The sequence below is a fragment of the Streptomyces sp. NPDC111516 genome (assembly GCF_055635345.1).
In genome coordinates this window covers 1-15566 of sequence record NZ_JBVKBV010000043.1, presented here as the reverse complement: position 1 = coordinate 15566, position 15566 = coordinate 1, and the positions used below count along the sequence as shown (strand labels likewise).

The 15566-nt window shown below is 69.0% G+C and carries 13 protein-coding genes and 3 pseudogenes; 10 read left to right on the top strand and 6 right to left on the bottom strand.

All coding sequences use genetic code 11. The annotated features are described in order from the left end of the window. Positions 1-704 precede the first annotated feature (704 nt). The 6 genes and pseudogenes from ACZ7L9_RS36745 (at position 705) to ACZ7L9_RS36720 (ending at position 6142) form a co-directional block, all read left to right on the top strand. A complete protein-coding gene (locus ACZ7L9_RS36745) occupies positions 705-1967 on the top strand; it encodes a phosphatase PAP2 family protein (protein WP_471421876.1) in 1263 nt (420 codons plus the stop codon). 34 nt (positions 1968-2001) lie between these two features. Next, positions 2002-2353, top strand: a pseudogene (locus tag ACZ7L9_RS36740) (IS5/IS1182 family transposase); the annotation flags it as partial. 501 nt (positions 2354-2854) lie between these two features. Beyond that, a complete protein-coding gene (locus ACZ7L9_RS36735) occupies positions 2855-3373 on the top strand; it encodes a hypothetical protein (protein WP_471421868.1) in 519 nt (172 codons plus the stop codon). 76 nt (positions 3374-3449) lie between these two features. Continuing rightward, positions 3450-4292 (top strand): DUF4097 family beta strand repeat-containing protein, encoded by an 843-nt coding sequence (locus ACZ7L9_RS36730; protein ID WP_471421867.1) that lies wholly within the window; start codon positions 3450-3452, stop codon positions 4290-4292. Between the two features lie 75 nt (positions 4293-4367). Beyond that, positions 4368-5354, top strand: coding sequence for an ATP-binding cassette domain-containing protein (locus ACZ7L9_RS36725; protein WP_471421875.1), 987 nt, complete (start codon positions 4368-4370; stop codon positions 5352-5354). Next, a complete protein-coding gene (locus tag ACZ7L9_RS36720) occupies positions 5351-6142 on the top strand; it encodes an ABC transporter permease (protein WP_471421866.1) in 792 nt (263 codons plus the stop codon). The genes ACZ7L9_RS36725 and ACZ7L9_RS36720 overlap by 4 nt, the downstream gene beginning before the upstream one ends. Positions 6143-6299: 157 nt before the next feature. Here the strand turns inward: ACZ7L9_RS36720 and ACZ7L9_RS36715 are convergent, their stop codons facing one another. Continuing rightward, positions 6300-6785 (bottom strand): TetR family transcriptional regulator C-terminal domain-containing protein, encoded by a 486-nt coding sequence (locus ACZ7L9_RS36715; RefSeq protein WP_471421865.1) that lies wholly within the window; start codon positions 6783-6785, stop codon positions 6300-6302. Here ACZ7L9_RS36715 and ACZ7L9_RS36710 point away from each other — a divergent pair. Next, a pseudogene (locus ACZ7L9_RS36710) lies at positions 6784-6963 on the top strand (hypothetical protein); the annotation flags it as partial. The gene ACZ7L9_RS36715 and the pseudogene ACZ7L9_RS36710 overlap by 2 nt on opposite strands. 85 nt (positions 6964-7048) lie before the next feature. Here ACZ7L9_RS36710 and ACZ7L9_RS36705 read toward each other — a convergent pair. Next, the gene (locus ACZ7L9_RS36705) at positions 7049-8287 is read right to left on the bottom strand and encodes an MFS transporter (protein WP_471421864.1); all 1239 of its coding nucleotides are present in this window, start codon (positions 8285-8287) and stop codon (positions 7049-7051) included. 80 nt (positions 8288-8367) lie between these two features. On the opposite strand from ACZ7L9_RS36705, the gene ACZ7L9_RS36700 reads away from it, so the two are divergent. Then, positions 8368-9117 (top strand): alpha/beta fold hydrolase, encoded by a 750-nt coding sequence (locus ACZ7L9_RS36700; protein ID WP_471421863.1) that lies wholly within the window; start codon positions 8368-8370, stop codon positions 9115-9117. A gap of 155 nt (positions 9118-9272) precedes the next feature. Here the strand turns inward: ACZ7L9_RS36700 and ACZ7L9_RS36695 are convergent, their stop codons facing one another. Next, positions 9273-9446, bottom strand: a complete 174-nt coding sequence (locus ACZ7L9_RS36695) for a hypothetical protein (RefSeq protein WP_471421862.1) — start codon at positions 9444-9446, stop codon at positions 9273-9275. A 693-nt stretch (positions 9447-10139) separates the two neighbouring features. On the opposite strand from ACZ7L9_RS36695, the gene ACZ7L9_RS36690 reads away from it, so the two are divergent. Next, positions 10140-10640 (top strand): hypothetical protein, encoded by a 501-nt coding sequence (locus ACZ7L9_RS36690; protein ID WP_471421861.1) that lies wholly within the window; start codon positions 10140-10142, stop codon positions 10638-10640. Positions 10641-11168: 528 nt separating this feature from the next. On the opposite strand, the gene ACZ7L9_RS36685 is transcribed toward ACZ7L9_RS36690, so the two are convergent. Continuing rightward, positions 11169-13043, bottom strand: a complete 1875-nt coding sequence (locus tag ACZ7L9_RS36685) for a YVTN family beta-propeller repeat protein (protein WP_471421860.1) — start codon at positions 13041-13043, stop codon at positions 11169-11171. Positions 13044-13214: 171 nt separating this feature from the next. On the opposite strand from ACZ7L9_RS36685, the pseudogene ACZ7L9_RS36680 reads away from it, so the two are divergent. After that, a pseudogene (locus ACZ7L9_RS36680) lies at positions 13215-13280 on the top strand (IS200/IS605 family transposase); the annotation flags it as partial. Here the strand turns inward: ACZ7L9_RS36680 and ACZ7L9_RS36675 are convergent. After that, on the bottom strand, positions 13270-14241 hold the full coding sequence (locus ACZ7L9_RS36675) for an RNA polymerase sigma-70 factor (protein WP_471421859.1): 972 nt from the start codon (positions 14239-14241) through the stop codon (positions 13270-13272). The pseudogene ACZ7L9_RS36680 and the gene ACZ7L9_RS36675 overlap by 11 nt on opposite strands. Continuing rightward, the gene (locus tag ACZ7L9_RS36670) at positions 14238-15443 is read right to left on the bottom strand and encodes an NAD(P)/FAD-dependent oxidoreductase (protein WP_471421874.1); all 1206 of its coding nucleotides are present in this window, start codon (positions 15441-15443) and stop codon (positions 14238-14240) included. Before ACZ7L9_RS36670 ends, ACZ7L9_RS36675 begins: the two co-directional genes overlap by 4 nt. Positions 15444-15566 lie beyond the last annotated feature (123 nt).

The following is a 15566-nucleotide window of genomic DNA, read 5'->3' as shown; positions in this document are numbered from 1 at the left end:
CTTTTTTTTCTCTGCCGCGGCCTTCTCCAGCTCACCGAGGAGCTCCGCGTCGACCACCATCCCGGCCGCATGGTGGTGCACGCGGGCAACGGTGGATTCCACGCCGACCAGGCCGAGGCCGACGTCACCGCGGGCCGCCCCTCGGCGATCACCGCGTTCATGAGGCTCTGGAAGGGCCGGACAGGTGGGCGTTGTGGCCAAGGACGAACATGCCGACGGCCCCGGTCGGCGTGAGCGTTGCCCCAGGCTTCGTCACCAAGAAAGAACTGACCGCCGTATTCGGCGTGTTGGCGGTATGTCAATGCCCCGGTCCAGGCCGCCCGTTCACGGCCCCTTGCACACGTTTCAGAGCCACTGGGCAACCCGTGCCGCCCTCGATGCCCGCCGGACGTTGGAGAGTTCCGTGGTCATTCCCGAGACGCTGGACCATCGAGCCAGGATCGACCGACGTTCGCACCCCCCGTGACCAGCGAACCCGCCCGCACCGCTCCGCTAGCATGTTCGAACTCACGACGAGCGCCATCGCCCTTCCTGCACCGGAGAACCATGCCATCCGGCACGAAGAGCGACCTGTCCGACCATCATCTAACAAATCGGCCAAACAATTGATACCTATAGCACCGCGGGTGTTTTCGCGAAGAAACTACAGAATCAAGTTCGCCGCGTGGCGTCAGCCACGGGCGATACTGTGGGCCACGGCGGCGGTGGCGACCCTCGGATTCCTCATCGCGCTGGAGATCGCGGCGCGTCGCTACGGCCTGCCGGGGCCGATCACCACCCAGGCGCAAGAGGTGGTATTCGCCCCCAAATCGGGTTTCCTGTTGTACGCCAGTATGGCGTTGATGATGGTGGTGCTCACCTGGCGGCAACGCTTCATCGCGGCTGGTGTCGCGATCGGCATCGACGTCACCTTCTTGCTGGTGCGGTGGGCGGCCGACGCCAAGGTGACTGAAGGTCACCCATTCGGCAACGGCGCGCTGTGGGTGGTTCTGGGCTGTGCGGTCATCGCTGTCACGCGCCGCACAGGCCGGGAACGTGTCCTGCTGCTGAAGGGTGTCGGGCTGGGCCTGCTGCTGGTGACCGGCCGCAAGACCGGCGATACCTGGCTGCTCATCACGTCGAAGACCCGCCCGGCGGTGCTCGACCCATACGTGGCAACCGCCGATCACGCGCTGGGCAACCCGTCGTGGCTGGCAGGCCGGATCGTCAGGGCCACCGGCACGATCGGCGCCCATTTTCTCGACTACGTCTACACTCAGCTTGCGGTGGCCGCGGTCATCTTCGCGCTGTACCAGCTACGTAGCGTGGCGGTCGAGCGTCGCTTCCCGCGCCATCATCTGGTGCGCACCTTTCTGGTCATCGGCCTCCTCGGGCCGGGCATCTACATGATCTTCCCGGTGGTCGGGCCGATCTTCGCCTACGGCGCCGACGGCGGGCACTGGGCGGTGGCCAACCTGTGGCCGGACACGCCGCCGCCGATCAGTGCCCCGCACCACATGCCATTCGACGAGATCACCCCACGCAACTGCATGCCCAGCCTGCACACAGCGTGGGCTACCGCGATCTTCATCCATTCCCGCAAGGGCCCACGGATTCTGCAATTCGCAGGCGCGTTCTGGCTGATTGCCACCCTCGGCGCAACACTGGGCTTCGGCTACCACTACGGCGCGGATATCGTTGCCGGCGTGGTGTTTACGCTCACGATCGAGGCAGCGCTGCGCTCGCTCGAACGCGGCTGGGACCGGTCAGGAATCCAGCTGGTCACCTACGGGGCAACGGTCTTCGCCGCACTCTTGCTGTCATATCGCTACCTGCCGATGGAGATGGCCACATATCCGTGGGTGTTCGGACCACTTCTCATTCTGGCGATGGCCTCAGTGATCCACGGCTACGTACGGACCACCGGACTGTGGGAACAGAAGGCCGCACCAGTGCGGCAACTGGAACCGCAACCCGAACTGGTTTGAGTCATGTCGCCTCACGCACTTCCTTGTCGTCGTACTGTTCGACTGCTCGCCGGCCACCGTATGCCGGGCCGTCCAGCGGCTGCGCCCCTTCCTGACGATCGAGCCGGCACCCGCCCCGCCGACGCCGCGGAACGGCTGTGGATCGTGGACGGCACGCTGGTCCCGGTGCGCGACAGGAGGGCCGGCGCCTTCTCACGCAGCTGCCGTTTCTCCGCGAGCATGCAGGCCGTCATCGACGCCGACACCAAGCTCGTGGTCGCAACGGCCCGTCCGGTGCCCGGCGACACCGCCGGCGCCAGGGCATGGCACGACTTGCCCTGGCTCGGGTCTGCCAAGGCATAACCGTGCTCGGCGACGGCGCCTGTCTCCATACCGAGCCCGTCGTCCTCTGCGGGCCGCCGGCCGCTTCGTAGCGGTGCAGACCGAGGCAGGCCATGCGCCGATCGGCGAGGTGCGGCTCGATCAACGTCCATTGCTCATCGGCGAGGTGCCTGTGCGCCCCAGCCGTCTTCCTGCCGGATCCACCCGGAGGACGGATCCGGGTCGGCGCGTCGGGTCACGGCCTCGCACAGCCCTGGCCAGGCGGGGCGGGCCCGATCGTGCCGCCACGGACGGGCTCGGCCCAGCGGCGGACGGCGAGGTGGGGGCATGTCACCTTCTCGCGACACCACCTGACATCACACGACACCGAGTGGCGCCACTTGGTGCCATCCGGGGTGGCCCGGCGCCATTCCACGCTCCGGAAGACGCGCAGGCACGCATGGTGCCACGATGACCTCAGGCCGCCCCCTTCGCATTTCAGTCCAGGGTGGCCACCCTCAAGCCCACCCCACACAAAGTGCCACTCAGACTTGCGCGTGGCGCCACAGTGGTGCCACTATAGCGTCATGGACCTCACCCCCTATGTCGACACCCTGCGCCGCGAACTCGCGGTGGCCGCCGAAGCGGGCGGGGAAGACGCCCGCCGGCTGGCCGAGCGGCTCACCGCTCCCCTGGAGTCGGCGACCCGTCTGACCATGCTCAATGTGCTCTCCGCCGCGATGGACGAGATCACCCGCGAGCTCGCCCCCGGCTCGGTCGACGTACGGCTGCGCGGGCTCGACCCCGACTTCGTGGTGACACCGCCGCCCGCCGGCAGCGGCCCCGCGGAAGCGGCCGCTGCGCCCGTCGAACCGCTCAAGGCCCCGGCCCCGGCCGACGGCGACGAGGGCGGCATCGCCCGCGTCAATCTGCGTCTGCCGGCCCATCTCAAGGCGCGCGCCGAGGAGGCCGCAAGCCGCGAGGGCCTGTCGGTCAACGCATGGCTGGTGCGGGCCGTGTCGGCCGCGGTCGACAGCGGCACCCGGCCGCGTACGACGGAGAAGACCCACACCATCGGACAGCACTTCACGGGCTGGGTGCGCTGACCGCGCCCGCCCCACTTCACCGACACCACGTCCCACCAGCGGGGACGACCCAAGGACTCAAGAGGACGGTACAGCCATGCCTTCTTTCGACACTCCCGAACCGATCTCGGCCACCGCCCACGTGGACGCCGGTTCCATCCGGTTCGCCGCGGGCGACCGCCTCGACACGGTCGTCGAGGTGCGGCCCCGCGACCCGAAGCGGGACCAGGACGTGCGGTCGGCCGGCCAGACCGAGGTCACGTACGCCAGCGGCGTCCTGACCGTCAGGACACCCAAGTCCAATCTGTTCGGCCGCACCGGCACCGTCGATGTGACGGTCGAACTGCCCACGGGCTCACGCATCGACATGACCGGCGCCTGGGCCCAGGTGCTCGGCGAGGGCCGGCTCGGCGAGGTCCGCGTGAAGACCTCGTCCGGCGACGTCCGCCTCGACACGACCGGCCCGCTGAAGCTGACCGCCTCCCACGGCTCGATCACCGTCGACCGGGTCGAGGGCATGGCCGAGATCACCACCAGCTCCGGCAGCCTGCGCGTCGGCCACCTCGACGGCCCCGCCGTCCTGAAGAACTCGCACGGCACCACGACCGTCGGCGCCGCGACCGGCGAGCTGCGGGTGAGCGGCGCCAACGGCGACATCGACATCGCGCGCGCCGAGGACTCGGTCACCGCCACCACCGCCCACGGCACCCTGCGCGTGGGCGAAGTGGCCTGCGGCACCGTCCAGTTGGAGACCTCCTACGGCGCCATCGAGGTCGGCGTCCGCGAGGGCACCGCCGCCTGGATCGACGCCGGCTCCGGCTCCGGCCAGGTGCGCAACACGCTCACCGCGTCCGAGACCCCACAGAAGAGCGAGGACACCGTCAAGGTCCGCGCCCGCACCCGGCACGGCAATATCGACATCCGCCGCGCCAAGGCCTGAGTGCCACGTCCTCAACCGGCCCCCTCCCCCACCCACTTCACCCTTCGAACGGAGGGCTCCATGCCTTCTCCTGTCATGCCCACGTCCAGGCGGGGCGGCGGTCACCCGTCGCCGGACGCCGTTTCCACCGTCGGTCTGCGCAAGTCGTACGGCGACAAGACCGTCCTCGACGGCATCGATCTGCGCATCCCGGCCGGGTCCGTGTTCGCACTGCTCGGACCCAACGGCGCCGGCAAGACCACCGCCGTGAAGATCCTGTCCACGCTCATCACCGCCGACGGCGGGCAGGCCCGGGTCGCGGGCCACGACATCGCCACGTCATCGCAGGCCGTGCGGGCCGCGATCGGCGTCACCGGGCAGTTCTCCGCCGTCGACGGGCTGATCACCGGCGAGGAGAACATGCTCCTCATGGCGGACCTGCACCACCTGCCCAGGCGCGAGGGACGGCGCGTCGCCGCCGAGCTGCTGGAGCGCTTCGACCTCACCGAGGCCGCGAAGAAGCCCGCCCAGAGCTACTCCGGCGGCATGAAGCGCCGCCTGGACATCGCCATGACCCTGGTCGGCAACCCGCGGATCATCTTCCTCGACGAGCCGACCACCGGCCTCGACCCGCGCTCCCGCCACAACATGTGGCAGATCATCCGCGAGCTCGTCTCCGGCGGCGTCACCGTCTTCCTCACCACCCAGTACCTGGAAGAGGCCGACGAACTCGCCGACCGCATCGCCGTGCTCAACGACGGCAGGATCGCCGCCGAGGGCACCGCCGAAGAGCTGAAGCGGCTCATCCCCGGCGGACACGTCCGGCTCCGCTTCACCGACCCGGCCGCGTACCAGAGCGCCGCCTCCGCACTGTGCGAGGCCTCCCGGGACGACGAATCCCTCGCCCTGCAGATCCCCAGCAACGGCAGCCAGCGCGAGCTGCGCTCCATCCTCGACCGGCTGGACACGGCCGGCATCGAGGCGGACGAGCTGACCGTGCACACCCCCGACCTCGACGACGTCTTCTTCGCCCTGACCGGCGGCGCCGGCGTCCCCGACCAGCCCAAGGAGGCTGTCCGATGAGCTCCCTCTCCCTCGCCGTGCGCGACTCCTCCACGATGCTGCGCCGCAACCTGCTGCACGCGCGGCGCTACCCGTCCCTGACGCTGAATCTGCTGCTCACTCCGGTCATGCTGCTGCTGCTCTTCGTCTACATCTTCGGCGATGTGATGAGCGCCGGCATCGGGGACGGCGGTGCCGGCCGGTCCGAGTACCTCGCGTATCTCGTCCCGGGCATCCTGATGCTGACCATCGGCGGCACCACGATCGGCAGCGCGGTGTCCGTCGCCACGGATATGACCGAGGGCATCATCGCCCGCTTCCGTACGATGGCGATCCACCGCGGGTCCGTGCTCATCGGGCACGTCGTCGGCAGCGTGCTGCAGTGCGTGATGAGTGTGGTGCTCGTCGGGGCCGTCGCCGTGGCGATCGGGTTCCGGGCCACGGATGCCACCGCCCTGGAGTTGATCCTGGCGGTCGGGCTGCTGGCGCTCGTCTCCCTGGCGCTCACCTGGATCGCGGTCGGGATGGGGCTGTCCAGCCCGAACCCCGAGGCGGCCAGCAACAACGCCATGCCGCTGATGATCCTGCCGCTCCTCTCCAGCGCCTTCGTGCCGGTCGACGCGATGCCGGGCTGGTTCCAGCCGGTCGCCGAGTACCAGCCGTTCACCCCGGCCATCGAGACGCTGCGCGGGCTGCTGCTCGGCAGCGAGATCGGCAACAACGGGTGGCTGGCCGTGGTCTGGTGCCTGGGCCTCGCGGTGCTCGGCTACGTCTGGTCCACGTCGCTGTTCAACCGCGACCCGAAGTAACGAAGTAACGGCCGGCAGCTCGTCCCACCCCAGGGCGGCGTACTGCGACACCGCGTCGGCGTACGCCGCCCCCGTCGGCGCTCTTTGCCGCCTGCCAAGTCCGCGCCGCCGACAGTCACTGATCAACAGTCATCGGTGATGTCCACGAGAAATGACATCACTCCCGCCTCCGTGTGTCGGCGAGGTTGCCCTGGAAGATCCGGTCCGGGTGGTGGCCCAGGACTGTGGTGGCCGCTTCCGCACTGCGCTGGCCGACAAGGATGCTGGTTCCGAGTCCTGCAGACATGGCGAGCAGGCCGACAGCTTCCAACTCCGCGTCCGCACCAGGCTGAATGAGGCCACTCTCCTCTGCCTGCCGGAGAAGTTCGGCCAGGGTGCTCTCAGCGGCATCAGGGTTCTTGATGAAGGGCTGGGCGGCGAGCGCCTGGTCGGTGACGGACAGAACGGCGTACGAGGTGTGGGCGAGGTGGAAGGTGCGGCTCTCCTCGTCGGTCGGCAACGCCGCCGTCAGCAGCGCCTCGATCACCGCGCGCGGTCCCGGATCGGGGCCGGCGGCCCGGACATGGGCGGTGACCCGCTCCCCGAATCTCCGGGCCAGATGCTGCAGCCCGTAGAGCAGCAGCTTCTCCTTGGTTCGTACCATGAAGAATCGGCACCCGGAGGTGGCCGTGCCCCAGACCGCGACCCGCACCCAGACCGATGTCGGCCGCTACGTGAGCGATGCCTGGCGCGATCGATACTTCGCGGCCTGCGACGCGGTCTATGCACTGGGAACGCCCGCTCTCGCGGAAATGGATGTGGAGACTTCCTTCGGCACCACCCCGCCCCGGCCTGCGTAGCGGGCGGCGCTGTCCAGGCGGGGTGAGGCCCGACCACCGCCGATCGGCAGGTCGATCGATCTGGAGGTCATGAGGTGGCGGCTCGCCACGTGGGATGCAATGCGGGATAGAGGCTGACCAGGAGATAACCAGCCGCGATCACGAGCAAAGCCGTGGTGAGGCTGGTCATGGCGACCAGCAGGCCGGCACCGAAAATGCCCACCGGCACCGCGGCCACAACCGCGGCCATGATCGCGCCGGACACGCGTCCCCGGAGCTCCGAGGGAATACGGCTGAACTGGACAGCGGTCAACAGCGGGTTCACTGGTCCAGCAGCGATGCCGGCGAGAGCCATGGTGACGACAAGCGTGGGAGTTCCGGGCATCGCGGCGATGACGAAGAACTTCGGGGCCCCGGAAATCAGCAACGCGCCGGTCAGGATTACGTGCCGGGGGAACCGATGCCCAACTGCACCGAAAAGGACCGCGCCCGCCAGGGCGCCGGCGCCGAAGGCAGCGACCGAAAGCCCCAGGGCGAGCGGGTTGTCGAGCACCTGCTTGGCCAAGGTGGGCAGCAGCACGGTGAACAGGGCGTTGTCGGCCATGTTGGCGAACATGAACACCACGAGGATCCGGGGCAGCAACGTGTCCTCGCGGATGAACCAGAGCCCTTCTGTGAGCTCCGCGAAGTACCGCGACGTGCCTTTCGACAGGTGCGGAGCCTTGCGAGGCGACGCTCGGGGCACAGTCAGTCCCACGATCAGGGCCGATACCAGGAAGCTGGCCGCGTCCATGTACAGCACAAGGATTGGCCCGAGAGCTGCGAGGAGCACGCCGCCGAGCAGTCCGCCGGTGAGCTGGGCGAGACGCATCACTGTCTCGTGCGCGCTCATCGCCCGTTCCAGCCGCATTCCGCCGGCTTCGGCCAGGTCAGGCACGAGGGAGCGGCGGGCTGTTGTGCCTGGAACGTCGAGCATCGAGCCGGCGAACGTGAGGACCAGCAACAGCCAGAACGACAGGTGGCCCAGCATGTACAGGACCGGGATCGCGGCCACCGTCATGCCGCTGGCCAGGTCGGCATGGACACTGCTGCGGATGAACCCTATGCGGTCCACGAGGGGGCCGCCGAAGATCCCGGCCAGCACTATGGGAAGGAAGTAGGCGACCCCGCTCAGCCCGGCCCGTGCGGGATCACCGGTGGTTTCCAGCACGAACCAGGGAATCGCGATCAGGGCGATCCGGTTTCCCGCGACCGAAACCGCCTCGGCTGCCAAGACAGCGCCAAGCGCTCGCCTTGCTACACGCGCTGGCGTGCCTGAAGAAGTCACCTGGTTGCCGGCTCCCGACCCATGATGGTGGCCTGGTCAGTCGGAAAGTACCAGTCCATGGGGGCGGTCTGCCCACCGAAGTGCCCGCAGATACGTCGCTGCCGCGCGGTCACGCATCCCCGTGGTGCTGGTGCACGGAGCGGGCTCCTGCTCCGTGCATGTGGTACCCGAACACCCCCGCCCTCAGCGCCGATCGCCCGGTCTGCACGATCGACACGCCAGGTGATCCCGGGCGCAGCGTCCAGCGCGAGCCCATCCATGAACCTGAACGTGCCGCACAGTGGCTGGAGGAGACACTTGCCGGGCTCGGGCTCGAACACGTACATCTGGTCGGTTCCTCTTATGGCGGATGGCTCGCCCTGAACCAGGCGCACCGCAGGCCCGGCCGCCTTGCCTCGGTCACGCTGCTCGACCCGGGCGGCCTGGAGAAAGTGGGTTTGCGTTTTTTCGTCTGGATCTTCGCCAGTCTCTTCGCGACCTTCGCGCCCAAGGCCCTGCGTCCACGGTTGGCAGCTTGGCTGGAACAGCCGGTCCTCATCGTGCCGGAGCTGCGCACCGTGATCAGGCTGGGCGTTCGCGCCTGCCGCGTTCGCCGTCCCGCCCCGCTGCCCCTGTCCGAGGACGAACTGTCCACCATCCGCGCCCCGCTCTACCTGGTGCTCGGCAAGCGAAGCCTTCTCGTGCATCCGCAGAGGCAAGTCGAGTGCATCGAACGGCTGATGCCGGGCGCCCGAGCCGAAATCATCTCCGACACCGGTCACGGACCGCAGATCGACCACGCGGACGAGATCAACCGCCCGGTGCTGAGCTTCATGGACGCCATCGGCTGACGGCCGCCGGATCCGGTGGGCCGGCCCGAGGAGAGCCGATTGCCGCGAGGGGCTCCCGCAACCGGGCTTCGCCTCGGTTGCGGGAGCCCCCGTCGTTCCGGGATCAGTGCCCTGCCCCGGCCTCATGGCCGGGCAGGGCCGGGAGGGAGTTGCTGCTACAGATCCCGCTCGATCCGGTTTTCCGGGACTTCTTCCTTCTGCCGGTTCTGCTCGTTCTCGATGGTGTACATCGCTGCCTGTCCGCGGCCCTGGACGTTGCGGACCGTGCCCTGGCACTTCTGGTTGTTGTCGTTGCGGTACTCGACACGCTGGCCCTCGCTGTGAGGCATTGAGCTCTCCACTTCTCGATGTGAACCGGGCCCGGCTCTTCGGCGCGGGCCACACTCGTCCGGCGCCCGCTCCAGTCGCGCTGCGCCATCCCAGGGCACCCTGTAATCGCTTGACCGGCGACCCCGGAGGGCCGGTTGGGGGAACTTTGCGAGTCCCCCACTGGACCAGTGGCTTCGCCGGCGGCGAGGGCCCGCAGCTGTCGAGGACGGGTCACGAGCGCCACTGTCAGCGGCCGGCAGACGGGTGACTTGCGAAGTCGTGCACGCCGGCCTCGCCGCCCGGCGGGATGACTCCCGCACTCGTCGACAAACGACGTCGCAACCCGGTTCTGGCACACATTCCGTGAGCGATCTCGAGTCCGGCCTCACCGGACCCCGGTGAGGCGTGGTCCGCGCAGCTCACATGACGCGCGCCTCCTGCCGGCGAGAGCCAGCAAGATCTTTCACGGAATGTGTGCCAGAACCCGCAACCCGCGTACAAAGCCGTGGTGGTGTGGGCGAGGAACCGGGCGTGGTCGGGGTCGGGCCGGCAGCGCGGGGGAAGGCGGGTGGCTGGAGGCCGCGCCTGCTGGAGTGCCCCGTCGAGGTGCCGCCGGTCCCCTCGTGCTCGCTGCCGAACTCGTCCGACTCTGACATGACGAACTCCTCCCCCACCGAACGGAACGCCGGTGGCACGTCCTGACGCCGGCCACAGTGACGTCTTCGGCTCAGGCCCAGGACACGACTGTCACCTTCACCGTCCAGGGCGAGAGTCTGGCCTTGAGCGCGCCGGCCGGCGCGGCATTGTCCGACACGGCCTTCGGTGGTACGGCCACCGGGCGGTTGGGCACGGTGACGGTCAATGACCAGCGTGGTGTCGTGCCCGCACCTCGGACGGCGACGGTGGCGTCCTCGGCCTTCAGCACCGGAGCCGGCGGCACCAGCCAGACCGTCCCCGGCAGCGATGTCGGGTACTGGTCGGGGCCTGCCACGAGCACGAACGGCAGCGGCACCTTCACCGCTGGGCAGGCCACCGCGGCCGCCGCCGTGATCCTGTCCTTTGCGCAAACCGTGGCGGACGCCGGGGGCGGCGGCGCCAGCAGTGCCTCCTGGAACCCGGCCGTGCTCGTGAACGTTCCCAGCACTGTCGCGGCCGGTCAGTACACCGGCACCTATCACGCACTCGGTGGCCTGAGGCGGATCTCGGCACCATGAAGCGGGTTCTCGCACTCCTGGCGGTGGCAGGGCTGCTCTGCCTCCCCGCCGCGGGCCACGGCCCACACGGCACCAGGCGTCCCCCGGATCAGCCTGGGAATCAAGCTGCTGGAAGCCCCCGTCGAACGCAAAGACGATCCGCGCGCCTCCAGTTACATCATCGACCACCGGGCACCGGGCACCGGGCACCGGGCACCGGGCACCGGGCAGCGGGCAGCGGGCAGCGCGATCCACCGCAAGCTCGAGGTCGTCAACGACAGCGGCAAACCACTGAAGCTGCGCATGTATGCCGGGAGGGCGGGCATCCTCAAGGGCCGGTTCGTCTACCCCTGGACGGCGGGCGCAACGAACTCGCCCGCTGGATCACCCTCGAACCGGCCCGCCTTAGCGTCGGCCGTGGCACCCAAGGTGAAGGGTGCCACGGCCGACGCTCCGGTGCAGTGTGGCCGATCCGATCCTCCATCGAGAGTCGGCCGGCCCGGGACCTGCGGTACACGACGGCGCCTGCCTGGACCGGACGGGGTGGCGTCACCGACGCTTGTGGTGTCCGTGCCGGTGGCAGCGTTCACTGCGCTTGATCTTGGTGGGGTCGATGGCGGTGTGGGTGGTGTCGCCGCCACCGGTGACGGTGGCTCTGTTGGTGACCTTGGCGCGGGCTTTGCAGGAGATGTCGACCTTGAGGGTGATGGTCGGGTAGCTGCTCCCGGCAGGAAGGACGTTGCTACGGGTGCAGGTAAGGGTGGATCGGGTGCAGGTCCATCCCGTGCCTCGGATGCTGTCGGCCCTGAGCCCTGCGGGGAGGAAGTCGCGCACGGTGACCTTGGTGCCGTTGGTCGGGCCAGGCCCCTGGTTGCCGACCTTGATGGTGTAGACGCCGTCCCGGCCTTCGGTGAAGTTGCGGGTGTGGCTCTTACGGATGGTCAAGGCAGGCTTGTGGCATGCCGGGTTCGTGTTGATGGTGGTGGGATCGGTGGCGGCGTGGGGGGCGGTGGGATCGCCGCCTCCGCTGACGGTGGCGGTGTTGGTGCCCTGGGAGGGGGCCGTGCAGGAGACGTCGGCCTTCAGGGTGATGGGCTGGTAGCTGCTCTTGCCGGGGAGGGCGTCGCTGCGGGTGCAGGTCAGCGTGGACAGGGTGCAACTCCATCCGGTACCGCTGATGCCGGCGCCGGTGAGCCCTGCCGGGAGGGTGTCCTTGACGGTGACGGTGCTCCCGTCGGTCGGGCCGGTCCCGTTGTTGCCGACCGTGATGGTGTAGGTGCCCTGCTGGCCTTGGGTGAAGTTGCCGGTGTGGCTCTTGGTGATGGTCAAGGCCGGCGTTGGCGGTGCCGTCGGCGTGATGGCGACGGCGAACGGGTTGACGATGCCGGTGATGGTGGTGCTGACGGTGTTGGTGGTGGTGTCGATCACCGACACCGTGTTGCTGGAGAAGTCCGAGACGTAGACGTGCTTGCTGTCCGAGGTGCTCGCCAGCTTGTATGGGGAGTTTCCGACGGGGATCGTGGCGGTGGGGGTGTTGGTGGCGATATCGATCGCCGTGACCGTACTGCTGTCGACGTCGCCGGTGTAGGCCTGGGTGCCGTCCGGGGTGATCGCCAGCTGGTAGGGGGCGACGCCGACGGGGATGGGGCCGCCCACGATGGCGTACGAGGTCGTGTCGATCACACTCACCGTGTTGGTGGAGAAGTCGGCGACGTAGGCGAACTTGCCGTCCGGGGTGATGGCGATGCCGCTCGGCTGGGTGAAGCCCGTGATGGTGGTGGTGATGGAGTTGGTGGTGGCGTCGATCACCGACACTTCACCCAGCCCCAGGTCGGTGACGTAGACGAACTTGCTGTCCGGGGTGACGGCGAGGAACCGCGGGTCGGCACTGCTGGGGAGGGCGATCGTGGCGGTGATCATGTTGTTGGTGGTGTCGATCACGTATACGTCGGACGAGACTCCGGTCGCCACGTAGACATGGAGGCCGTCGGGTGCGATCGCGATGGCCTGCGGGTTTCCGCTCACGCCGGTGATGGTGGTGCTGACGGTGTCGGTGGTGGTGTCGATCACCGACACCGTGTCGCTGCCGCGGTTGGTGACGTAGGCGTGCAGGTTGTCCGGCGTGAGGGCGATGCTGGCCGGCTGGATTCCGACCGGGATCGAGGCGGTTGGGGTGTTGGTGGCGGTGTCGATCACCGTCACGGTGCCGTTCGCAGCTCCGTTGTAGTTGGTGACGTAGGCGCTGCCGGTCGGGGCGGCCCAGGCCCGGGACGGGGCGACGGCCGGCAAGGCCAGCCCTGCCAGCACTGCCAGCCCCGCCATGCAGACTCGCAGCCACGCCGTCCAGGGCGACAGTCGTTGCTCACGGTTCTCGGGGCCCGGACCGCAACGCGACCCGGTCTGCTTGCTCTCGCGCCTGATCACCGGCACCTCCGCGTAAGGGATGGGGGCGGCTTTCGGTGGGCACACCGACGGCACCGTCAACAAGCCGCGAATCACTCGGTGTGATCGCGAGTCAGATTAGGGGGTGGCGACAGAATTCCGGCCATTTGACACACCCGGCACAGGGTCTTCGAGGACGTGCACCCCAGACACATGGAGAAGATCACGCGGGCCGTGTGTGAGGACGCCGAGTGCGAGCCGGTGGAGTTCAACGGCGAGAACAACCACGTGCATCCGCTGGTGAACTTCCCGCCGAAGGCGGCCCTGTCCCGATGTCGTAAGCGGTGCCGTCGGCGACGGCCTGGAGTTTGTCCGGGTTGGCCACGTTGTGGATGGCGGTGATACGGCCGCCGGCGTCGAAGTCGAAGGTGACGGTGGCGATCACGCGGCCCGGCCCGCTGAACACCATGCCCGCCCCACCGTTGATCTCGACGAGTTCGGCCTTCATGTCGGCAGGCTCGACGCCCTGGTAGGCAACGGTGCCGACGGCCGCGAACCAGCCGGCCACCGTTTGAGCGCCCACAACCGGGCGCAGGGCCTGGCGGACCTTGCCGCCGCCGTCGGTCCACAACGTGACGTCCGGGGACAGCAGCTCCATCAGGGCGTTGACGTCACCGCCGGTCGCGGCGGCGAAGAACCGCTCGGTGGCCTCGCGCTGGCGCGACCGGTCCGCGGCGAAGCGCGGCCGCCGGGCCCGCACGTGTTCGCGGGCCCGGTGCGCGGCCTGCCGCACCGCGGCTTCGGAACGCTCCACGGCCTGCGCGATCTCGGCGTGGCTGAAGTCGAAGACCTCCTTCAGCACGAACACCGCGCGCTCCAGCGGACTGAGCGTCTCCAGTACCACCAGCATGGCCATCGACACCGACTCGGCGTCCGTGACGGCCTCGGAGGCATCCCCGCCGGTGAGGATGGGCTCCGGCAGCCACGGCCCCACATAGGTCTCCCGCTTGTGCCGGGTGGATCGCAGCCGTTCCAGCGCCAGGTTCGAGACGATTCGCGTCAGGTACGCCTTGGAGTCGGCCACCTGCGAGCGGTTGGCGGCGGACCACTTGATCCAGGCGTCCTGGACCGCGTCCTCGGCATCAACCGCGCTGCCCAGAAGGCGGTAGGCCACGGAGAACAGCAGGTTGCGGTGCTCGTGGAAGACCTGATGGCCGGGGTGGGCGGACAGGTTGGTCACCGGGCCTCCCGGACACGGGTGAAGCGGCCCCCGCTAGGCCAGAACGCGCCCGAGGCGGGCATCTTCTTCATACGGCCGTACGTCGGCCAGGGCGAGGCAGTCACTGTCTCCTTGTACCGGACCGCCACGCGGCCCGTCAGGCAGATCCGCCGCGCCCTGTCATCGGGGCGGGTGAACTGCACCACGGCGTCACCACGTCCCAGGCTCACCGGCGTGTGGTAAAAGCCGAAGCGGAACGGCTTGGGCTGCTTGCCGTTGAGTACACGGTCGATCGACAGCGCGGCGTGCACCCCGGTCGGCATGCCGCCCTGGCAGGTGCCGTGCATGACGCCGTAGCCCTGGCGGATCGCGGCCGCGTCGCCGATGGCGTACACCTGCGGGTGGGACACCGACCGCAGCGCGGCGTCGGTGACGATGCGTCCGCGCTCGTCGACGGCCAGCCCGGCGGCGGCCGCCAGCGGCGACACCCGCGTACCACTCGTCCACAAAACCGCGTCGGCGGCGATGCTCTGCCCGCCTGCCAGTTCCACCGCGCCGGGCAGCACCTTCACCACCTCGGCCCCGGAGCGCACCTGCACGCCCAGCCGGTCGAGCGCGGCGTGCACGTACGCCCTGGCCCTGGGATTCATGGCCGCACCGGGCTCGGTGCGGCCCAGCAGCACGACGTTCAGCTCCGGGCGCCGCCCGGCGATCTCCGCGGCCGACTCGATGCCGGTCAGCCCGCTGCCGCCGACCACCACCGTGCCGCTGCAAAGCCGCCCCAGCCGGTCCGCCAGCAACTCGGCGTCCTGGGCACTGCTCAAGGTGTACGCGTGGTCCTCGACACCCGGCACCGCCGACGTGTCGGCCACACTGCCCAACCCGTACACCAGCGTGTCGTAGTGCAGGACCCGGTCGTCGTCGATCCGCACCGTCCTGGCGTCCGCGTCCACCGCCATCACCCAGCCGCGCACGAACCGCGCCCCGGTACCCTCCAGCATCTCCTGGATGCTCAGCTCGGCGAGCCGCTGGCCGGTCGCCGTCATGTGCAGCCGCATTCGCTCGGTGAACGCCTCCTGCGCATTCACCACGGTCACCTGCACACCCCCGCGCCGCTTGGCCCGGGCCGTGAGCTGAACGGCCGCGGACATACCCGCGTACCCAGCCCCCAGAATCACCACACGGTGCGTGAGGGCCATCCCGGTCCCCTGCCGTGCACCCATCATCGCGTCCTCCTCCATCCGCTGCCGACGACCACCAGATGGAAGCGGACCGCCCGCCCGTGACACGAGGTCGATGTGATGCGCAACACAGCCCGAACCGGGGCCTGCCGCAAGGCAGTCGAA